This is a genomic window from Shewanella piezotolerans WP3, from assembly GCF_000014885.1.
GTDB classification, from domain to species: domain Bacteria; phylum Pseudomonadota; class Gammaproteobacteria; order Enterobacterales; family Shewanellaceae; genus Shewanella; species Shewanella piezotolerans.
On the sequence record NC_011566.1, the window covers coordinates 1,348,676 to 1,370,681 of the forward strand.

Below are 22,006 nucleotides of genomic sequence, written 5' to 3' on the forward strand. Positions count from 1 at the left end.
AATTATAGGGTTAGCGGTTACCAACCAATTAGGTAACGGCTACGCTTACTCATCAATTTCTTAATTAATAATGCAATCATATAGGAGATCGCAACTACCAAGAGGGTGACGATTAGCGTAGTCAATATATTGCCTTTGCCTGCAAGCCCAAACAGATCTGGGCTGTTATAAATCATCCACCATGGTGTGGTGAGCCACGGGTGGATGAAGTAAATAGCAAAACTGACTTCAGCCAGTTTTTGTAACGGAGCAATAGAGATATGTTCAAACTTATTTAGCAGCGCCAATATCACTAATGTCAGTAGCAACTTTTGTGGCAACATTAGATCGGGAACTGTCATTTCGAATGCGGCTTTGTTGAGTACCCCTGCACCAAAAAATTGTGCTTGAATCAGCGCTAGAGAAATAGCAGAAATTAGCATTAGTAACCAATATTTATCAATGAATGGAAACAGTTTATCTCGATGAGCAGAGCCCCAAACACCTAATAAATAACAAGGTAAGAAATAGACGAGTGATTGAATAGCATTGAGGTTTGAAATTGGTCTGTGAACTAGAATAGCAATCACTAGCAGTGCCAGAGCCCAGTACATTACTTGCTGCTTTTTGATCAAATACATTACCCAAGGAGACAGCGCAAACAGCATCATCCCCATAGGGATATACCAGTAAGCAGTTAGGGTGCGTCCGGTGATAACATACCAACTAGCAGCTTGAGCAGGCGCTGTAATATCGGCGTAAAGCACATGAAACGCCGGATCGGTGCCAACTGTTAAATGCCAAACAATCCATGGTATTGATAGTAATAAATAGGGTAGAAAAACAAATTTTGTTTTGCTTTTCATATACTTTTTGTAGTCCCAGCGATGATAAAACACATGGTGAAACAGAAATCCTGAAATGAAGACAAAAAATACGGTGCCGTTCATCATCAAGTTAAACCAAGCTTTATCGGCAAAGGTTTCGATTTCCCATCCCGCTGGTCGATAACAGTGCGCCATTACGATAAAAATAATAGCTATACCGCGGAAGTGGTTAATACTATTTAAGAATTTTTTTGGCTTCTTTTCTGTCGCGATCGGCTTTGCTGTTGGGTCGGTGGGGTTGCCTTGAGCTTGAGTGAGTTTTTCATCCATGGCATTGGCTCTTATTATTGTTAATTCACTGGTTTAACACTTAGCATCTCATAATTAGAGTTATTTTGTTGTGAAAATGCAACAATGTCGTGAATACAGCTTAGCCTAGCTTATTATTTGATTAGGGGCTGTTGATCTTTCGAGCTTAGTTTTTGTTCGGTTCTTTACCGTAAGGAATAATGTTTCTAGTACAAGGCTTGAGCGATAAAGCTTAGCCGGCTAAGTGAAAAGCTCATAACACCGTAATAGAAGCATTGAATCGAACCCAAAGGGCCGCGTTTCTTGACTATTTTTACTGTGTTGTAGGCTATTTGTGGAGAATAACTAAACGGCATAGCCTCCGCCTTGTCAAAATAGCCAATAAACTGCGGCAAAAACAACCGTGAAAGATCAACAGCCCCTAGTGAGCTAGGCAAAAAACAGGCTACTGCCTTAGGTTATTTATTAATAGGTTCATTGCTAAATTCGATATTTTGTTGCTTAGATGACGGTGCTACACCGATGAAATACTCATAGCCTTTTTCTGATTCTGTGTTTGTCTGTTTTTGTTTCTCAGGTGTAGGTATTGTCGTGTTATCGGCAAGAAGAGTGAATTTAGCTTTTTTCTTAGGTTTGATATTACCTTTTGCCACTTCCACACTGGGTAATCGCTCAACACTATTGCTCACTTTGAGTACTTTTGGCTGCTTACTATCTTTGAAGTTATAGCTGAACACACCGTTACCTTCGATTTTTTCTACGCTGGATTTATCATTATTTTGGTAAGAAGCCAAAATGCCATGTTTACCTAGGGGCATTTCATGAAATAGCTCTTTACCTGAACCAATTTTTTTACCATTGATAAACCAATCTGCTGGCACGTTGCTGACGAGTGTCACCATTGCCGAGCGCAAGCCTAGCTTTTCATTTAGAACCGTATCAATTTTACTGTTATAAGAGGGCTTAAAGTTCATTGCTACTTTATAGCGCAGATCACCTGCCATATTCATGTTGGCATCAACAACTTGATAAGAAAGTAAAACGCTTTTGTCGTTTAAGAATGGTGATTTATTACGAGTACTCGACAGGATCTGGCTTTTAGATTCTTTTAAGCAATCAGCGATTGATTGAAACTTAGAACATTTTGTGGAGCCATTAATATTAACTGGGTGGTTACTTGTGGTTTTCGAGAGGTCGCTGATTAATCGGTTGATTATGTCAGTTTTGAGTTCAAATAGTTGCTGGCTTTTCTGCTGCCTGCGCTTATTTACCGCCTCGAATTCTCCCTGAATAGAAAGGCTTTGTCGCTTCAGTGCTGCAGAATCAATTTCTATTTTTAGGGTTAAGTTAGCAGTTGAATTAATATTGTTTTCTATCTGGGCGTAGAAATTACTCATATCACTTTTAGCTAAAATTTTGTTGGGCAGCTGAGTAATAAGTTTTTGGTATTGCGCTTGATTAAGCGCAATTTTATCTTCTAACTCTTGGATATCGTAGGAGCGCTTATTTAATTGTGAAAATTTATCATTAACAGAGATCAGCTCAGAGTCTATATCATATTGGCTCTCTATTTGCTCAAACTGATCTTCCTCGGCAGGGGTTATTACTTTTAATGTTGCAAATGAGTTGCTCGAGAATAAACAAATAACCGCAAGGGGAATTAAACCGTATCTCACTGAAAACTCCGTTTAAAATTATCCACTGAATCACCAACGTTTGTAGCCTCGACAGTACAAAAATTATCGAATAACACTGCTTGGTATAATGTATAAAGTATACTACTGCAGTTAAATTAACTATACAAATAGATTGTGCATTGTTCTGCTGTTAATTTAATGGATGGTGGGAAACTGACTCGTAGAAACAAAAACAGAGACCGAAGTCTCTGTTTTGATTTTGGGGGCGGCAATGACTATTTAGTCATGCGCTTGTACTTTAAGCGGTGCGGCTCGACTACGTCTGTGCCTAAGGTGTCTTTCAGCCATGCAGAGTACTCGGTGTAGTTACCTTCATAGAAGTTAACTTTACCCTCATCACGGTAATCAAGAATGTGAGTGGCTATACGGTCTAAGAACCAGCGGTCATGTGAGATCACCATAGCGCAGCCTGGGAACTCTAATAAAGCTTCCTCAAGCGCACGTAAGGTTTCAACGTCCAAATCATTGGTTGGTTCATCGAGCAGTAACACGTTACCACCAGCCTGTAGCAGCTTGGCTAAATGGACACGGTTACGTTCACCACCGGATAGGGTGCCAATAATTTTTTGCTGATCGCCACCACGGAAGTTAAAGCGGCCAACATAAGCTCGGCTTGGGATCTCGGTATTGTTAATACGCATGATGTCTTGGCCTTCGGAGATCTCTTGCCAGACAGTATTTTTATCGTTCATTGAATCACGGAATTGCTCAACCGAGGCAATTTGTACCGATTCACCTAACTCAACACTGCCGCTATCAGGTTGCTCAGCGCCTGAAATCATTTTGAACAGCGTAGATTTACCAGCACCGTTAGCGCCGATAATACCAACGATGGCGCCTTTGGGAACCGAAAAGCTTAAATCATCAATCAGTACTCGGTCGCCGTATGATTTTGTCAGGTTATTGATCTCAATAACTTTATCACCTAAACGAGGCCCTGGCGGAATGAATAGCTCATTGGTTTCGTTACGTTTTTGGTAGTCATTGGTATTAAGCTCTTCAAAACGAGCCATACGAGCCTTACCTTTAGACTGTCTGCCTTTGGCGCCTTGACGTACCCACTCGAGTTCTTTAGCAATGGTTTTTTGTCGAGCACTCTGGGTCGCAGACTCTTGTTGTAAACGCGCGTCTTTCTGTTCTAGCCAAGAGGAGTAGTTGCCTTCCCACGGGATCCCTTCGCCGCGATCGAGTTCTAAAATCCAACCCGCTGCATTATCGAGGAAATATCTATCGTGGGTAATTGCGACCACAGTGCCAGTATAATCTTGTAAGAAACGCTCTAACCAAGCGACAGATTCAGCATCCAAGTGGTTGGTCGGTTCATCAAGTAGCAGCATATCTGGCTTTTCAAGTAATAAACGACAGATAGCGACACGGCGTCTTTCACCACCAGATAGTACTTCAATTTTTTCATCCCAATCAGGAAGGCGCAGTGCATTGGCAGCACGTTCTAATACCACATCAAGGTTATGTGCATCTTGTGATTGGATAATCGCTTCAAGCTGGCCTTGTTCTTTAGCTAGCGCATCGAAGTCAGCATCTGGTTCTGCGTAAAGCGCATAAACCTCATCTAAACGTACGAGTGCGTTTTTAGCATCAGAAACCGCTTCTTCAATCGCTTCTCGCACTGTTTGGCTCGGATCGAGTTTAGGTTCTTGCGGTAGGTAACCAATTTTAAGATCTTGCATTGGCCTTGCTTCACCTTCGATTTCGGTATCGAGGCCGGCCATAATACGAAGTAGAGTTGATTTACCTGAACCGTTAAGGCCCAAGACACCAATTTTGGCTCCTGGGAAAAAACTTAAGGAGATATCTTTTAGAATTTGCTTTTTAGGTGGAACAATCTTGCCCACTCTAAGCATGCTGTATACAAACTGAGCCATTTCATTTCTCTTTGACTGGGAATGGCGACGATTCTACTTGAATCGCCACGGAACTTAAATCTGAACTTTAGATTTCGCGGCTGCCAATGAACAAAAGTATGGTTTGCGATAAATGCTATTTACATAAAACACATGTAACATAACTGTTACATGTGAGGTTTCATTGCAGCACTAGTTGGTGATGGATAGATAACGAAAAAGCCTGCATTAATTATTGAACGTCAGCGATATGAGTTAGTCATTTAAGGGATTAAATTGAATACGAAAAAATGCACAGTACTCTGTACTGCAGTGTTGGCGCTCAACGCGCCCCTAAGTGCAGTAAAGGCCGACGGTCTATCTTATCTTGTGTCTACATCTGCAATACCAATGCGATCGAGTCGTATGGTATCAGCTCCAATTTCTTTTTCTGTGCCGCCTTTTCATACAAGCTCAGTTGCTACCCATCCGTTAATTATGAATCGCAGTGTGGCGATGGCAGCTGATCCGGCTGTTGATACGGTTACAACGCTACCGCAATTAGTCGAAAAGGATTGGTGGGGCGCGCTTGCGGAGATAACGACTGTATTGGTTATTGGAGAGTTGCTCTATCAATCTGGTGAAGAGAGCATGAAAGAGGACTTTGACTATGAGATTGAAGGCAATGCTGGCCAGTACTTTCTTGATCGTATAGTGACAACGGAATCTTGGAAGTTAGATGATAACGAAATTGGTATGAATTGGGGGCATGCCTACGCGGGCGCGCTATACCATCAAGCCTTTCGTAACTATAACTTCAACTATTACGAGTCTATGCTCGGTAATTTTATAGCATCTGGAATATGGGAAGTATTTGCCGAGTACAAAGAGGTTGTGAGCGTTAATGATCAGGTTGTGACTACATTTGGCGGTTCAGTATTAGGAGAGAGCTTTTTTCAATTGGGCGAGATGCTCGATAGTAAAGAAGGCTGGGTACCTGCGACCTTTGCTGCAGTATTTAATCCGTCGCGCGCAATACGCGGTTGGTTTGGTTATAGCAGCCCTAATCGCTTTGACAGACAAAAAGCGCAAGATAGATTCGATATATACACTGGCGCACTTCATTCAATTAAAGAAGCTGCAGATATTTCGACTTCGACGATATTGCTAGGTGTCGATGCGAGTATTGATAGCATACAAGGGCAATACGATGCACTGTCTGCGACGCCAAGTCAGGTAGAACTCAATATGGAATTGGGGATCTCTCAAGAGGGGGTTGAAGATTGGCAGTTGTCTTCTTCACTTTTTCTAGGTGGGTACACTCAACAGGTTAAACCGGTGACAGGTTCCCGTGAGTCATGGGGACATAGTTGGTTTTTTGGCCCCTCTATGGGCATCGAGTACTCAAGTTTAGGCCAAGAAGATGAAGAGGATTTTTTTGCGGCGATAAATGTGATTGGTTTATCGGTTGGAGGTGAGTGGAAAAATGCTGATTTTGCTATCAGTGTTCGCGGCGATATTTTTGGTGATTTTAGTATGGTTAAACCGTTTGCGGAGAAAAGCTATCGTGCTGCAGGGGGACAGTTTTGGGGGACTAAGTCAGTACTATGGGAGGGGGGTTATGCTTATGGATTGGGACATACCGCAAAAGTAAAGTTTGAAGCCAGTTACAGAGAGTTACTCTTAGGGTTGAAAGTGACCTCGCAGCGTTGGGACTCGATTGACGATAAAGAGTTTAATCGCAGCAGTGATTGGAACCCGAATAAGAGTGATTTAGATTTTAAAGATGCAAGGGATCGGTATGAAGTTTATCTGCGGGCTCCTCTATCAAAAGCGCTCGGCCTCAGCGTGCATTACGAGCATATCGATCGCAGTGGTACCTTGACAGGGATCGACAATATTAATATTTATCACCGAAATGATGATAGCGAAAGTCGCACTAGTTTGCGGTTGGCATTCAGGTATTAGTGGTGCAAATCGTTAGTCAATTCAATAGGGATTAAACCAGCCTAATCTTCCTCTGCGGGTAAAGAGTGCAGTTTGTTGGTCAATTTTTAGAACAGAGTTTTTTGCGTTTTTGTCACAAGATGATGAATCGATAGAGTAAAGATGATTTTTCTATGTAATACAACCGCTGAGGCTATTTGTATGAATAATTTTTACTTGCATAAGTTTAACTCATCCATAAATGCAAGTAATTTCATGATTCTAATGCTGGGATTGTGATCAATTGCGCTGTATCATACCGCGCAACCCTACTATAAGAATTTACAGCTGGAGTGAATAATGCTGAAAAAAGACATGAATATCGCGGATTACGATCCACAACTGTTTGCAGCGATTGAAGATGAAACTCGTCGTCAAGAAGAGCACATCGAACTCATTGCTTCAGAAAACTATACAAGTCCTCGCGTTATTGAAGCACAAGGTACTCAGCTTACTAACAAGTATGCCGAAGGTTACCCTGGTAAGCGTTATTATGGCGGCTGTGAGCATGTTGATATCGTTGAAGAATTAGCGATTTCACGCGCAAAAGAGTTGTTTGGCGCAACGTACGCTAACGTACAACCACATTCTGGTTCACAGGCTAATGCGGCAGTATTCATGGCACTTCTAGAAGGTGGTGATACCGTACTAGGTATGAGCCTTGCTCATGGTGGTCATTTAACTCACGGTTCACACGTTAGCTTCTCTGGCAAGTTATACAATGCTGTTCAGTACGGTATTGACGAATCAACAGGCAAAATTGATTACGCTGAAGTTGAGCGTTTAGCTGTTGAACATAAGCCTAAAATGATTATTGCAGGTTTCAGTGCATATTCAGGTATCGTTGATTGGGGCAAGTTCCGTGAAATCGCAGATAAAGTAGGTGCTTACCTATTTGTCGATATGGCTCACGTTGCTGGCCTTGTTGCTGCTGGTATCTATCCTAACCCATTGCCTCATGCGCATGTAGTGACAACTACAACGCATAAGACACTAGCTGGCCCACGTGGCGGTTTGATCTTATCTGCTATTGATGATGAAGCTATTTACAAGAAGTTAAACTCAGCTGTATTCCCAGGTGGCCAAGGTGGCCCTTTGATGCACGTTATTGCAGCTAAAGCGGTAGCCTTTAAAGAAGCACTTGACCCTGAATTTACAACATACCAAGAGCAAGTGGTTGTTAATGCAAAAGCAATGGCACGCACTTTCATTGAACGCGGCTATGATGTTGTTTCTGGTGGTACCGATAACCACCTATTTTTGCTTGATTTGATAAGCAAAGATATGACGGGTAAAGATGCTGACGCTGCACTTGGTAACGCAAATATCACGGTTAACAAAAACTCAGTGCCGAACGACCCACGCTCACCATTTGTAACATCAGGTCTGCGTATTGGTTCTCCAGCTATTACCCGTCGTGGTTTTGGTGAACAAGAATCAGTATTATTGACCAACTGGATGTGTGACGTCCTTGATGATATTAGCGATCTTGCTGTTAGCGAGCGAGTGAAGGCGCAGGTTCTTGAATTATGCGCTAAGTTCCCTGTTTACGGTTAACCTTAAGCGTTAAATCAGGTAAACTTTAATGGCCGCATTTATGCGGCCATTTTTGTTGGCATTTCAGCCAAATTTGATACAAGCATTTAGTTCAACTTAATAACTGACCGGAGGCCAGATGCATTGTCCATTTTGCAGCGCAACAGACACTAAAGTAATTGATTCGCGACTTGTCGCTGATGGTCATCAAGTACGTCGTCGTAGAGAGTGTGTTCAGTGCCATGAGCGTTATACCACCTTTGAAGGTGCTGAACTTGTTATGCCTCGAGTGGTGAAGCAAGATGGTAGCCGACAGCCTTTCGATGAAGAAAAGCTCCGTGGTGGCATGCTTCGAGCCGTAGAAAAAAGACCTGTATCGATGGATCAAATTGAACAGTCTTTAACTAAGATTAAATCAACACTACGTGCAACTGGTGAGCGAGAAGTTAAATCTGAGATGATTGGTAATTTAATGATGGACCAGTTGGTTAATCTCGATAAAGTGGCCTACATACGTTTTGCATCGGTTTATCGCGCGTTTGAAGATGTGTCAGAATTTGGCGAAGCTATTGCTAACTTGCAGAAATAGTCGTACCCATTTATTAGCTTAATTGATTAATCGGAACTCGCTACATTATGTGGTCAACTGAAGACAATCAAATGATGAGCCTAGCTATTGAGTTAGCACAAAAAGGGCTCTACACCACCAGACCCAATCCGTGTGTTGGCAGCGTCATCGTTAAAGATAGCGTGATTGTCGGTGAGGGTTATCATATTCGCGCTGGCGGTCCTCACGCAGAAGTTTACGCACTTAATATGGCAGGTAATGATGCCAAAGGCGCAACCGCCTACGTTACTCTTGAGCCTTGCAGCCATTACGGCCGCACTCCTCCTTGTGCTAAAGCACTCATTGAGGCTGGAGTGAGCCGGGTCGTGGTTGCAGTTACAGATCCTAATCCGCAAGTATCAGGCCGCGGCATAGCCATGCTGCAGGATGCTGGCATTCAGGTTGATGTCGGTTTATTAACCGATGCTGCTAAACAGGTTAACCTTGGTTTTTTAAAGCGAATGCAGCAAGGCTTGCCATGGGTGACTGTCAAGTTAGCCGCTAGCCTTGATGGAAAAACGGCGTTATCTAACGGTGAGTCAAAATGGATTACAGGTCCAGAAGCTCGAAGAGACGTGCAGCGAATTCGTGCGAGGCACTGTGCTTTGATAACTGGTGTTGAAACTGTCTTGGCCGACAACCCTAGTTTAAATGTACGTCACAGTGAGCTGGGATCTTTATCAAATGAGATCGCACCAGCAGAAGTGCATCAGCCTTTGCGTGTAATATTAGACAGCCAAGCTAGGCTAGATGCTGAATTGGCGATCTTTAGTGTAACCAGCCCTGTTTTACTTGTGAGTACTCGTGACTACCCTGAATCTGTAAAGTCTGCTTGGCCTGCTCATGTGAGTCATCAAGTTTTGCCTGCCACAGATAACCGAGTGGAACTGCAAGCTTTACTTACATTGTTAGGTAAAACCTGCAATTCAGTGTTGGTGGAGGCTGGCGCGACTCTTGCTGGGGCATTTGTAGCGAGTCATTGCGTCGATGAAATAATTTTATACCAAGCGATGAAGATACTTGGTGCTGGAGGCAGAGATCTACTTGCTCTGCCTGATTTCGAGAAAATGTCAGAAATCCCAAACATTGACGTAATAGATGAACGAAAAGTGGGTAAAGATACCCGCTTAACATTAAGAATGAGTAACTAACTTTATGTTTACTGGAATTATTGAATCGGTAGGCCATCTGCGTAAAGTAGAACGCCGTGGTGATGACATTAGATTAACCGTTGCAAGCGGCAAGCTTGATCTGTCGGATGTAAAGCTAGGTGATAGTATCGCAACAAATGGTGTGTGTTTAACGGTTGTTGAGCAGCTAGCTGATGGTTATGTTGCGGATATATCTGCCGAAACGGTTAGTTTAACAGGCTTTGCTCATTACGCCGTTGGCACTGCTGTAAACTTAGAGAAAGCGGTCACTCCGACAACTCGTCTTGGTGGGCATATGGTCAGCGGCCATGTTGATGGCATCGCTCATGTGGATGATAGACAAGTACGAGGCCAAGCCATAGAGTTTTGGCTGACACCTCCTGCAGAGCTCGGGCGCTATATTGCTCATAAAGGTTCGATCACAATCGATGGTGTCAGTTTGACGGTTAATGAAGTGCAAGGGCATCGTTTTAGACTGACCATAGTGCCTCATACCGCAGGCGAAACAACGTTAATAGATTTAAAACCAGGTGATAGCGTCAATATCGAAGTTGACCTTATTGCCCGGCACTTAGAAAGGTTGATGAGTTATTCATCAGAGCAGCAAGCAGAGCAACCGAAGTCAGAAGTTACTATGGATTTGTTAGCTCGCTCAGGGTTTTTAAGATAAAAACTGGCTTAAGACTATTTTAACGATAGTATTTGTCATTAGAAAATCCTACAAAATAAACATTACATTTATTTACTGCAGTGCCACAAACGGCTTATTGATTAGCGACCTCAGCTAACGCAGTAACACAAAAATAAAGGTCTAAACATGGCGTTACATAGTATAGAAGAGATCATTGAAGATATTCGTCTAGGTAAGATGGTTATCTTGATGGATGATGAAGACAGAGAAAATGAAGGCGACCTTATTATGGCTGCTGACATGGTGACGCCTGAGGCCGTTAACTTTATGGCCACTTTTGGTCGAGGTCTTATTTGTCAGACATTAACTAAAGAGCGCTGCCAGCAGCTAAATCTTCCGTTGATGGTCACAAATAATAATGCGCAGTTTTCAACTAACTTTACCGTGTCAATTGAAGCGGCAGAGGGCGTTACAACCGGGATATCTGCTCAAGATCGAGCTGTAACAGTTAAAGCTGCTGTCGGTAAAGACGCAAAACCTGCTGATATTGTTCAGCCAGGTCATATTTTTCCATTGATGGCGCAAGAGGGCGGTGTACTTATTCGCGCAGGACATACCGAAGCAGGCTGTGATTTAGCAAGGCTCGCAGGTTTTGAAGCATCATCAGTGATTGTTGAAATTCTTAACGACGACGGCACTATGGCACGTCGTCCCGATCTTGAAATCTTTGCTGAAAAGCACGGTTTAAAGATGGGCACCATTGCTGACTTAATTGAGTATCGCAATACCAAAGAGACCAGCGTTGTGCGCGAAGCACAGTGTAAGCTACCCACTCGTTTTGGCGAGTTTGATATGCTGACTTTCCGTGACACCATCGATAACCAATTACACTACGTTTTAGTTAAAGGCCCTGTAACCGAGAATGCACTGGTTCGTGTTCACCTACAAAATACCTTTAACGACTTATTGCACTCTGAACGTGATCAGCAGCGTAGCTGGCCGTTAGAGAAGGCAATGGCGCGTATTGGGGATGAAGGTGGTGTACTTGTGTTGCTCGGTCATCAAGAGCATAGCAGCGATATTTTGGCTAAAGTTAAAGCATTCGAAGCTGAAGATAATGGCAGTGCTCCTATTGCAGCTAAGTGGCAAGGGACATCTCGCCAAGTGGGTGTAGGCTCACAAATTCTCGCTAACGTGGGTGTTACGTCAATGCGACTGCTTAGTTCACCAAAGCGTTATCATTCACTATCAGGCTTTGGCTTGGAAGTTACTGAATATATTGCAGAATAAAATTTACTGGTGGTGATTATTATCACCCGAGGTGCAATTTCACTCTTTTCTTATAAATTGCATAGGGATCAGCGTAAGTGGCTGTGGTATCATACCGCCTCTTCCGCCCCCATGCTGGGTCATTAAGCTAATTTAGGTAAGATAAATGAACGTAGTTCAAGGTAATATCGAATCGAAAAACGCAAAAATTGCGATTGTAGTTTCACGTTTCAACAGCTTTGTTGTTGAGAGTTTGCTTGATGGTGCGGTAGACACTCTAAAGCGTTTTGGTCAGGTTGCAGATGACAATATCACTGTAATTAAAGTCCCAGGCGCTGTCGAACTGCCACTTGCAGCCCGTCGTGTTGCGGCAAGCGGAAAATTTGACGGCATAATCTCACTTGGTGCGGTTATCCGTGGTGGTACACCTCATTTTGATCTGGTTGCAGGCGAATGTAATAAAGGGTTAGCTCAAGTTGCACTTGAGTATGATATTCCTGTTTCATTCGGCGTTTTAACTACAGATACCATTGAACAGGCTATTGAGCGTTCAGGTACTAAAGCAGGTAACAAAGGCGGCGAAGCTGCTTTGGGTCTGCTAGAGATGGTTAACGTTTTGCAAGCACTTGAAGAACAGCTGTAATTTAGGACAATTTAATGAAGCCTTCAGAGCGCCGAAAGGCACGTCGTTTAGCGGTTCAGGCCATATACTCTTGGCAGCTAAGTGGCAACAATATTGCTGATGTTGAGCATGAGTTTCTAACTGAACAAAATGTTGATGGTGTCGATATAGCTTACTTTCGTGAGTTATTAGGTGGCGTTGCAACAAAGAAAAGCCAATTAGATGAGCTTATCACTCCATTTTTGGTTCGTCCTATGGATGAAGTTGATCCAGTCGAAAAAGCGATCGTACGCCTAGCGGCTTATGAATTGACTTTCCGTAAAGACGTTCCATATAAGGTAGCGATTAACGAAGCTATCGAGCTTGCCAAAGCATTCGGCGCTGAAGATGGACATAAGTTCGTTAACGGTATTCTGGATAAGTTAGTAGCAAGAACTAAATAGTCAAAACGGCATCTTCGGATGCCGTTTTTTATGGCTAAAAGAGAGTCTTTGCTGCATGAACCCAGCGATACGGGGTAAGCGCAGTGGAATAGCCTTGATACCCACAGACTATTTGGCTCCTTTTCTTCAGTCCACTTTTAAATTGTGATTGGTATTGTGAAAGAATTTCAATTAATCGAAAGCTATTTTACTGGGCGCGCCCAGTCTCGAAAAGACGTGGCAGTTGGCATCGGCGACGATTGTGCCATTGTTGAGCCTGCTGTTAATAAGTCTGTAGCGATATCTTGTGACACGCTAGTGGAAAACGTGCATTTTTTCCCAGATATGCCTGCTAGTGCTTTGGGATACAAATCCTTGGCGGTTAACTTATCAGATCTTGCCTCTATGGGGGCTGAACCTGCTTGGATGACGTTGGCGCTAACGCTACCTGAAGTCGATGAGAATTGGCTTGCAGATTTCAGTACTGGTATGTTTGAAATTGCTGAGTATTACGGTGTAGCGCTAGTGGGAGGGGATACTACTCGCGGGCCTCGCTCAATCACCATTACGATAAATGGACAAGTACCGGAGCACACTGGTCTGACACGAAGTGGTGCAAAAAATGGTGATTGGATCTATGTTACGGGGACCTTGGGCGATTCAGCATTCGGCTTGGATCTGTTGCGAGGCAAAGCGCAATGTAATGAGGCTGATAGAGAGTATATTATCAATCGTCATTATCGACCGACTCCAAGAGTACTTGCAGGACAAGCGTTAAGGACTTTGGCATCCAGTGCTATCGATATCTCTGACGGCTTAGTCTCTGATATACAGCATGTACTTAAAGCGTCTAATATCGGTGCTATGGTCAATGTAGATAAACTTCCATTATCCAAAGAGCTAAAAGCTAATGTTTCCGATGAGTTGGCATTGAGTTATGCATTAACCGGTGGTGAAGATTATGAGCTACTTTTTACCGTTTCTGAGGCGCAAAAAGGCGCATTAGAAATCGCATTGGCTGAAACGGGCGTTAAGTTTACTCAAATTGGCCAAGTCTGCACTGGCGGTAAGCTAAATTTGCTATTAGATAACCAACCATTCGAACCTATTAACCTTGGATTTGAGCACTTTAATTGATGGATTTACTCTCAAAAGATAAAGCGGTGGCTAAGCTTTCGCTTAAGAACCCAATCCACTTTTTGGCATTAGGTTTTGGCTCTGGTTTAGCGGCAAAGGCACCAGGCACGTTCGGTACTATCGCCGCGATCCCCGTCTTTTTGCTTATGGCGCCGTTAAGCCTACCTTGGTACATAGGCCTTACGATATTTAGTGTGTTAATTGGTTTTTATATCTGTGATAAAGCCGCTAAAGATATGGGCGTTCATGATCATGGCGCGATTGTGTGGGATGAAATCGCAGGCTTGCTCATTACTATGATAGCAGCACCAGCCGGCTGGCAGTGGCTGTTAGCCGGTTTTATATTGTTCCGCTTTTTCGATATTTTAAAACCTTGGCCAATCCGTTGGCTAGATGCCAAAGTGCATGGTGGTTTCGGTATTATGATCGATGATGTATTGGCTGGTATATTCTCACTTATTTGTCTACAAGTTGCCGCTTACTACTTGATTTAATCAAGCCAAAAGGAAAAGGAGCTTATTAGCTCCTTTTTTTATGCCTTAAACTGTCTTGTGACACTTAGCTTAACAGTAACTCTTTAGCGTTAGCCAAAGTGTTGCTGGTTATGGTATCGCCGCCTAATAAGCGTGCCAGTTCTTCAACGCGTTGCTCTTTATCTAACTGCACCATCGAGGTTTCAGTTTTGCCCGCTTTACTGTTTTTGTTTACAAACATATGTTGATGACCGTTACCAGCAACCTGCGGCAGATGGGTGACACAAAAAACTTGAGTTGATTCACCTAGGCTGCGCAACATACGCCCGACAACCGCGGCAGTTGGTCCTGATATCCCAACATCAACTTCATCAAAAATTAGTGTCGGCGTCGCTACTTTCTTAGCGGTTATCACTTGAATACCGAGCCCAATACGAGATAACTCACCACCAGAGGCAACTTTAGCTATTGGTTGTAAAGGCTGTCCGGGGTTGGTGGTGACTAAAAACTCTATTCCATCACAGCCATGTGGGCTAATTATGCTTTCATTAAAATTGACTGAAATGCTGAACTTACCCTTTGGCATACTGAGCTCATGTATAGATTGGGTGACCTTTTTATCAAGCTCTTTAGCGTAACGACTGCGACTTTGACTTAGTTTTCTTGCATGGTTTAAATAGGCTTGTTGACTGTTACTGAGTTGATTACGGATCTCATCAAGCCTGTCTTCATCGGAATCTAAGTCATTAAGCTCTGTTAATAGAGCTTGATGATAAGCGAATAGCTCCGCGGCGTTGACATGGTGCTTGCGCGCTAATTGTAGCGCCTTAGATATGCGTAACTCCAACTGCTCAAAGTATTCAGGGTCTAACTCCAAGCCATCTAAATAACGTTCAAGTTCGCTACTGGATTCTTGCACTTGGATCAGCGCCTCATTGAGCATAACGACGACGCTACCAAGTTCTGCATCATAGCTCTCTAAATCTTGCCCTTGGCTGATAGAGGTATTGAGTAGCGATTCAATGCTGCCCTGATCGTTTTCTTGCAAAATATGTAATTGGCTGCGGCATAACTCAATGAGTGCAGTGCTGTTGGCAAGTTTTTTATGTTCGGCTTCAATGGTCTCAAATTCACCTTCGCTAATGGCAAACTCGTTAAGTTCTTCTACCTGGTATTGTAGTAATTGCTTGCGTGCTAATCTTTCGTGTTGAGCAAGCTCTAACTGCTGCAGCTCTTTCTCTATCGTTTTACAGCGGTGGTAACTGGACGAGACCGAATCGAGCAGCATTTTATGATTGGCGTAACTGTCGAGCAATGTAAGCTGGTGCTCACTTTTTAGCATTGCATGGTGAGCATGTTGGCCATGGATCCCGATAAGCAGTTGGCCTAGAGATTTAATTTGGGCTAATGGTACCGGGTTACCATTAATGTATGCACGAGAACGTCCATCACTATTAATCGTACGCCTTAAAATACACTCATTGTCCAGTTCGAGGTCATGGTCTTCTAACCAGCGTTTAGCAAGAGGAATATCAGATAGGGAGAAGCGAGCACTAACCTCAGCTTTTGTGGCATCAGGCCTAATAGTATTGGCATCAGCTCGATTGCCCAGGCATAGGCCTAATGCGTCAATTGCAATAGATTTACCTGCACCCGTTTCACCGGTAATACTGGTCATTCCGGCTTTAAAATCGAGTTCTAAAAAACGCACAATAGCAAAATTGTTAATGCTGAGTTGGCAAAGCATAGTGATGTCCTATCCAAAACACTGTATTGATAAACAGTATATACTGTTTTTCTATACAGTAAACTATTTGTTGTTAAATCAATCAATGTTTAGCTCTTTACGATTTAAATGATCACAATTTACTGATTTCAAACGAGTTAGGTTATTTGGTTGCCTTCTTGTCATAGAGGAAGTTCAGATGGACTGATTATCGCTCACTCTTAAACTTGTTGATGGCGCTTTATTGAGTCTCTGTTGTCGTAGCATAGAACAATTAAGCGTTAATTGGTTTTAGCCGAGCAAAAATACTTCTAATAGGGGCAAGCTAATGAAGGTAACAAGCGTACCCAATAGTATTCCTTGAGCACTGGTTATCACTTGAGTGTGATAACGCTGAGCGAGTAAGTAAACACTTGCTGCAGTGGGCAGTGCCGCAAGCATCACGCCCATCGAAATTAACTGTGAGTCTACCTCTAAGCTGGTCATTAGCAGGAAAGTGATAAAAGGCTGTATGAACAACTTAATCATGTTTATTGCGCTGATATCACTCAACTGTTGATAATTAATAAGCTGCTTCGATGTTTGATGTTGCCCAGATTTTGCTAATACCATACCAATGGCAAATAGTGCACAGGGACTTGATGTCAAGCCGAGTTGCTTAATAATAAGCGCGAGACTTTCCGGCAAGGTTACTGTCATTGCAGATAGGCTTATCCCGACAAAGCTGCCGACGACAATGGGGTTTCTGATTAAGGCGAGAGCAATGACTTTTATTGCTGAAGTTTGGTTGTTGCTGCCTAAGACTTCTAAAGACACCAAGGCAACGGCGAAAATTAACACTGATAATAAGCTGGCAATCGCCGCCGCTGCCAACGCAACTTGATTGCCTGGAAACAGTATTGCCATGAGCGGCATACCGATAAAAGCAGTATTTCCAAAAGTGGCATTAAGCGCTCGCATTGTTGCGACGGCTTTTTTGGCTGGGCTTACGAGCAATGACACTACAAATGTTATGGCGTAGCTAATTAGCATCGCAGCGCTAAAGCCTGCAATATACCCCCAGTGAAGTATGTCGCTTATAGGTGTCTGTGCCAGGGTAATAAGCATGATGGCCGGAAACGCAATATAGTAAACATATTGGTTTAACACTTGGTCTGTCTCAAATGGTAATAACTTTGTTTTCTGTACCAAAGTTCCAATCAACATAATGCCAAATACGGCGAGGAGCGGCGTCAATACTGCTGGCATGCTGTTCTCTATTCACTTGGGATAATATGCGTTAAACACGCTTAACATTGAGCTGGAACACTAACATAGTTGCTCTTTGGTGTACTATTGACCTTAGGTCGTAGCCGCTCGTCATTTTAAGTTTTAAACGCAAAGGTTTATATCGATGAATAGCAACTTTGGATTGGAACTACAGCTGATCTACCAATTTGTGCACTTAGTTAATGCTGGGAGCTTTTCTCAAGCAGCGAAAGAGCTAGAGATGCCTATCGCAACGGTGAGCCGAAAACTGACAAAGTTAGAAACATTGCTTGATAAACAACTTTTAATGCGCAACACACGTAAGTTGCGCTTAACCGAAGAGGGGATAGCGCTGTTCCAGCAGTATCAGGCTATTGTGTCTCAGTTTGATAGCATTCGTGGCGCAGCGGTCGATACGCCTGAAGGTACCCTTCGGATTGCAGCGCCGGTGTCAATTATCTCGATGATATTCATAAATGCTATTAATGAGTTCTGTGAAAAGTATCCCGATATTCAGCTGCATATTGTACAGAATAACAACGTTATTGATTTGATTGATGAAGGTGTTGATGTTGCCATCGTTGGCGGTACCCAACCAGACTCCTCTTGGATCTCAAGCTCTCTTGGAGTGCTTAATTATGGTTTATTTGCATCGCCTGGTTATATTGCCAGCGCCGCTCCTTTTACACATCCAAGCGAGCTAGATAATCATGCACTGATAAAAGTGTGGCCGCTTTTTAACTGGACACTCAAGCACCCATCAGGAGAGAGCTTTTATTATGATGGACCAGCTAAGTTAACATTGAGTGAATTAAATGGTGCCGTCCGAGCGGCTGTGGATAATGGTGGAATACTGTACGGCCCTGCACTTTTTGTAAAAAATGAGCTCAACTCTGGTCAGTTACAAAGCTTGTTGCCTGAGTGGATTGGTGAAAAAAGGCGGATTTCTATCTTATATCACCAGCGTAGTCATCAGCCGTTAAAGGTAAAACTATTTATCGAGTTTATGCATTCGAAAGCTGAGCAGCTGTTCTCGATGGAAAGCAAATAGCCTGATTAAGAATAACATTGCGCAATAAAAAAGCCGTTCAATGAACGGCTTTTTAGATCGGTGTTTTGTTTAAGCTTCAGTGTGGCTAATGCCGATATTTGAAATGCCTACGGCGACAATTTCTCGGCGTAACTCTTTGACAAAATCAGCTTTAAGATGAGGGTTTTCTTCAATGGCTTGTAGAAGAACTGCTTGCATCTCTTTTTCTTCAACCATCACTTCATGGTTGAATATATAGTCATCTAGTTCAGATTCTTTATCAAACTCTTGCTCACAGGTCGCTTCAATATAGTTAGCAACAGTGGCTGATGAAAGCTTACTGATATTCGTAATATCTTCTTCTACTTTGCTCTCTAATGCACTCAGCAAAGAGGTTAACGCAACAGCTGCATCCATTGCAGGGTAGACGCCATACACGTCAAAATCTGCTGGCTCAGGAGTATTCTCTTCAATACGTTCCATTTGCAGCTCAATGTTTAGCTTAAGCTTATTGTCATACATAGACTGCCAAAGTAGATTAAGCAGTGTATCGAGTACTTTTGGGTTGCCAAATTCACACACTTCAGAAAAAAGCTGATAATTGGGCAGCATACGTTGGCAGAGTGCAATAGCAAAAAGTTTCTTTTGCGCTAGTGTTAGCCCTTTAAGGCGTTGAAAAAAGCCCGTCTTATTTGTCATCTTTTACATCCACTGATAGCTGGGTGATCACTTGATTAGCCGCTGATTCTACCTTAGTTAACTCATCAAGTAACTCAAGGATTTCAGGTTCTACGTCTTCAACTGCAATGCCTTTCTTTAATCCTGATTCAATTTCTTGGCAAAGCTGTTGTGTAGTCGGTACACCGCAATAACAACTTGCACCGTGCAACTTGTGTATACAGGTCAACATGCCCTGTTGATCGAAGCTCGCCAGTGCACTATTTATATGTTCAACAGACTCTGGCAACGACTTTAATAGCATCTTCAACATATCGAGTGCTAAGTCTGGCTTATTATTCGCCTGGGTTAAACATAGCTCCCAGTTAAGTGTACGCTGATCAAAATGAGTAAATTTAGGTTTGTTCTTCCATTTGTGAATAACATTTTTAAGTGCAGTTTCGTCAATTGGTTTAGGCAGGTAACCGTTCATTCCACTAGATGATATACGTTCGCGTTCTTCGGCAATAGCATGTGCGGTCACCGCTATTATTGGGGTATTGCGATTAGCTGAGTTTTGTCTTATCTGTTTAGTGGCACTAATGCCATCGGTACCCGGCATCTGTATATCCATAAAGATGAGGTCAAAGCTGCGCTGCTTTGCCAGTTGTACGGCGGCATCACCGTTGTCAGCTATATGAACTTGAGTTACTAGTTCATTGAGTAGGGTGTCAATTAGCTTCAAATTAGCTGGATTATCATCAACAGCGAGTACTGTTAAGTTCTCTTTTGCCTCGGGAATAGCAAATGGCATAGGCAGTGGCAAAGCTTCAGCTTCTATCGTTGATTGCGGATCAATTAAGCTACTCGACAGCCTTTTTTCACCTATAGGCATAGTAAGTTGCTTATCAATATAGGGGCGAAGTTGTGAGAATACCTCTTCGCTTTCGACACAATTGGTAATCAACATTAAGTAGTTCACCTTAGGTTTAGTGACCTTGAGCAATTCAGCCGCATTACCTGAAGCTGCGATTCCCTTACAACTAAACAGGCCATAATCGAACAAGTGACTTGACTGAGTGACAATAAACTCTAATTGTTTGCTGGTGGTAGCTTTGGTGACCTTTAATCCCCAACGAGTAAGCATGCGTTCTATAGCATGGTGTGATAACGGATTCGGTTCGAATAATAGAATACTTTTATTTTTTAGCGTACCGATGGGCAAGGAATCGCTAATAGGGTATTGGCTTAAATTTAGCGGTAAAGAGAACCAAAAGGTCGAGCCTTGCTGCGGTTCTGAGTTGCAGCCAATTTGGCCGCCCATTCGATTAACTAAGCGTTTGGTGATCACAAGTCCTAAGCCTGTTCCACCAAAGCGTCGTGAGATGGAAGAGTCTGCTTGACCAAAAGCCTGGAACAAAGATGCGAGCTTGTCTGCATCGATACCTATGCCAGTATCAATAATCTCGGTGCGGACATGCACACTGCCGTCAGCTATCTCTTCTAATTGCATTTTTAGCTGTACGCTACCACTGTCAGTAAACTTTACCGCATTGCCAACCAAGTTAGTTATAACTTGGCTAAAACGCATAGCATCGCCAGTGACATCCTCTGGGATGCGTGGGTCCACATCTATCACTAGATCGATCTCTTTTTCCCTAGCACTGCTCGAGAGCATAGTCACCGTTTCTTCGATAACCTCCCGCAGTGAGAATGGCATATTCTCCAATACCATTTTACCGGCTTCGAGTTTAGAGAAGTCCAAGATATCGTTAATGATACTCAAAAGGTTCGTCGCACTTCGCTCGATAGTACGAATGTAATCTTGCTGGCTAGAGTGCAGGGGCGTTTTCAGCAGTTGCTTAGCGAAACCTATCACTCCATTAAGCGGGGTGCGTAACTCATGCGACATATTGGCAAGGAATTCAGATTTAATCCGGCTGGCTTCCAACGCTCGTTTCTTTGCCATATCAAGCTCGACGTTTTGAATTTCAATCTGCTCTAGTGTCTCGCGTAGATCTGATGTGGCTTGATCAATATTTTGCTGCATCTCGTCGTGATATTCAGACAAAGAACCCGCCATGGCATTAATACCACGCTTGAGTAGGTCGAGTTCACCAATCAAATTGCCCGTTAGGCGAGTATCGAGTTTGCCCTCTCGAATTTTGGCGACAACTCGTACCATTTCCGTAATGGGTTGGGTAACGTTTTTAACCAGCCGAAAAGTAAAGAATAAATTTAGCTGAACCCCTATTAACACAATAATAAAAGCGGCAACCGCAGCACGATGTTGCTCAAGCAGCGCATTCTCTTTATTGATCAATATAGATATGTAGCCTAACTTTACCACCTCAGCCTCAATGGGCTGGTTGTTCTCATCAAAGTTATCGATAGGCTTGATGGCACTATTATTAAAAATAGGGCTGCGTAAAATCATACTATCGCCCACTTGCTCAAGTTCGGTTCTTAGCATTGAACTTAATGGCTTGTCGTATCGCATAACTTCATGATTTTTGTAATGATGCGAGGTGACAACAACGCGATTATTGACGTCAAAAATAGCAATGAATTGTACTAAAGAGGCTTTATTTAGCTGAGCGGCCGTGATCAATCGCTTGGTGGTTTCAAAATCTTTACTGTCTAAACCAACCTCTGCTGCAATCGCCAGAGGTTCGATAATATTACTCGCCTGATCGATGAGCGTTTCTTCAAGTTCATAGAATCTATTTATGGTAAAATAGCTGCCCAATAAAATACCCACTAAAATAGTTGGAGCTAACGCCAATACCAGAACCCATGAACGTAGGCTGTATTTGGTCATATTGTTGGCTTCATTCATGAGATGATTGCGTTACCGA

At 43.0% G+C, this 22,006-nt stretch carries 19 protein-coding genes; 11 read left to right on the top strand and 8 right to left on the bottom strand.

All coding sequences use genetic code 11. The features are described from left to right. Positions 1–17 precede the first annotated feature (17 nt). From SWP_RS05885 to ettA, 4 genes are all read right to left on the bottom strand, one after another. Complete coding sequence (locus SWP_RS05885) at positions 18–1,136, bottom strand: acyltransferase family protein (RefSeq protein WP_020911497.1); 1,119 nt, start codon at positions 1,134–1,136, stop codon at positions 18–20. Between the two features lie 185 nt (positions 1,137–1,321). Then, positions 1,322–1,471: a hypothetical protein gene (locus SWP_RS24120; RefSeq protein WP_187148542.1), complete on the bottom strand. Its 150-nt coding sequence runs from the start codon at positions 1,469–1,471 to the stop codon at positions 1,322–1,324. 102 nt (positions 1,472–1,573) lie between these two features. Further along, on the bottom strand, positions 1,574–2,791 hold the full coding sequence (locus SWP_RS05890) for a hypothetical protein (protein WP_020911499.1): 1,218 nt from the start codon (positions 2,789–2,791) through the stop codon (positions 1,574–1,576). 236 nt (positions 2,792–3,027) lie between these two features. Then, positions 3,028–4,695, bottom strand: coding sequence for an energy-dependent translational throttle protein EttA (gene ettA, locus SWP_RS05895; RefSeq protein WP_020911500.1), 1,668 nt, complete (start codon positions 4,693–4,695; stop codon positions 3,028–3,030). Between the two features lie 255 nt (positions 4,696–4,950). On the opposite strand from ettA, the gene SWP_RS05900 reads away from it, so the two are divergent. The 10 genes from SWP_RS05900 (at position 4,951) to SWP_RS05945 (ending at position 14,508) form a co-directional block, all read left to right on the top strand. After that, entirely contained in the window at positions 4,951–6,621 is a 1,671-nt protein-coding gene (locus SWP_RS05900) for a DUF3943 domain-containing protein (protein ID WP_020911501.1), read from the top strand. A gap of 318 nt (positions 6,622–6,939) precedes the next feature. Continuing rightward, complete coding sequence (gene glyA / locus SWP_RS05905; RefSeq protein ID WP_020911502.1) at positions 6,940–8,196, top strand: serine hydroxymethyltransferase; 1,257 nt, start codon at positions 6,940–6,942, stop codon at positions 8,194–8,196. Positions 8,197–8,314: 118 nt separating this feature from the next. Beyond that, positions 8,315–8,764: a transcriptional regulator NrdR gene (gene nrdR, locus SWP_RS05910; protein WP_020911503.1), complete on the top strand. Its 450-nt coding sequence runs from the start codon at positions 8,315–8,317 to the stop codon at positions 8,762–8,764. A gap of 47 nt (positions 8,765–8,811) precedes the next feature. Further along, positions 8,812–9,933, top strand: coding sequence for a bifunctional diaminohydroxyphosphoribosylaminopyrimidine deaminase/5-amino-6-(5-phosphoribosylamino)uracil reductase RibD (gene ribD / locus SWP_RS05915; protein WP_020911504.1), 1,122 nt, complete (start codon positions 8,812–8,814; stop codon positions 9,931–9,933). Between the two features lie 4 nt (positions 9,934–9,937). Further along, positions 9,938–10,603 carry a riboflavin synthase gene (locus SWP_RS05920; RefSeq protein ID WP_020911505.1) on the top strand — a complete coding sequence of 222 codons (666 nt, stop codon included), beginning with the start codon at positions 9,938–9,940 and terminating at the stop codon, positions 10,601–10,603. 147 nt (positions 10,604–10,750) lie between these two features. Continuing rightward, the gene (ribBA, locus tag SWP_RS05925) at positions 10,751–11,854 is read left to right on the top strand and encodes a bifunctional 3,4-dihydroxy-2-butanone-4-phosphate synthase/GTP cyclohydrolase II (RefSeq protein ID WP_020911506.1); all 1,104 of its coding nucleotides are present in this window, start codon (positions 10,751–10,753) and stop codon (positions 11,852–11,854) included. A 145-nt stretch (positions 11,855–11,999) separates the two neighbouring features. After that, positions 12,000–12,476, top strand: coding sequence for a 6,7-dimethyl-8-ribityllumazine synthase (ribH, locus tag SWP_RS05930; protein WP_020911507.1), 477 nt, complete (start codon positions 12,000–12,002; stop codon positions 12,474–12,476). A 14-nt stretch (positions 12,477–12,490) separates the two neighbouring features. Beyond that, positions 12,491–12,898, top strand: coding sequence for a transcription antitermination factor NusB (gene nusB, locus SWP_RS05935; RefSeq protein ID WP_020911508.1), 408 nt, complete (start codon positions 12,491–12,493; stop codon positions 12,896–12,898). Between the two features lie 156 nt (positions 12,899–13,054). Continuing rightward, positions 13,055–14,014 (top strand): thiamine-phosphate kinase, encoded by a 960-nt coding sequence (thiL, locus tag SWP_RS05940; protein WP_044556297.1) that lies wholly within the window; start codon positions 13,055–13,057, stop codon positions 14,012–14,014. Continuing rightward, the gene (locus SWP_RS05945) at positions 14,014–14,508 is read left to right on the top strand and encodes a phosphatidylglycerophosphatase A family protein (protein ID WP_044555712.1); all 495 of its coding nucleotides are present in this window, start codon (positions 14,014–14,016) and stop codon (positions 14,506–14,508) included. The genes thiL and SWP_RS05945 overlap by 1 nt, the downstream gene beginning before the upstream one ends. Before the next feature lie 64 nt (positions 14,509–14,572). Here the strand turns inward: SWP_RS05945 and recN are convergent, their stop codons facing one another. Together recN and SWP_RS05955 are read right to left on the bottom strand one after the other, a co-directional pair. Continuing rightward, the gene (recN, locus tag SWP_RS05950) at positions 14,573–16,234 is read right to left on the bottom strand and encodes a DNA repair protein RecN (protein ID WP_020911511.1); all 1,662 of its coding nucleotides are present in this window, start codon (positions 16,232–16,234) and stop codon (positions 14,573–14,575) included. 270 nt (positions 16,235–16,504) lie between these two features. Then, positions 16,505–17,461: an AEC family transporter gene (locus tag SWP_RS05955; RefSeq protein ID WP_044555713.1), complete on the bottom strand. Its 957-nt coding sequence runs from the start codon at positions 17,459–17,461 to the stop codon at positions 16,505–16,507. Between the two features lie 145 nt (positions 17,462–17,606). Between SWP_RS05955 and SWP_RS05960 the strand changes: the two genes are divergently transcribed. Beyond that, positions 17,607–18,512 (top strand): LysR family transcriptional regulator, encoded by a 906-nt coding sequence (locus SWP_RS05960; RefSeq protein ID WP_020911514.1) that lies wholly within the window; start codon positions 17,607–17,609, stop codon positions 18,510–18,512. 69 nt (positions 18,513–18,581) lie between these two features. Here the strand turns inward: SWP_RS05960 and SWP_RS05965 are convergent, their stop codons facing one another. Both SWP_RS05965 and barA read right to left on the bottom strand, forming a co-directional pair. Beyond that, positions 18,582–19,190 (bottom strand): YjaG family protein, encoded by a 609-nt coding sequence (locus SWP_RS05965; RefSeq protein WP_020911515.1) that lies wholly within the window; start codon positions 19,188–19,190, stop codon positions 18,582–18,584. After that, on the bottom strand, positions 19,180–21,987 hold the full coding sequence (barA, locus tag SWP_RS05970; RefSeq protein ID WP_020911516.1) for a two-component sensor histidine kinase BarA: 2,808 nt from the start codon (positions 21,985–21,987) through the stop codon (positions 19,180–19,182). The genes SWP_RS05965 and barA overlap by 11 nt, the downstream gene beginning before the upstream one ends. Between the last annotated feature and the right edge of the window lie 19 nt (positions 21,988–22,006).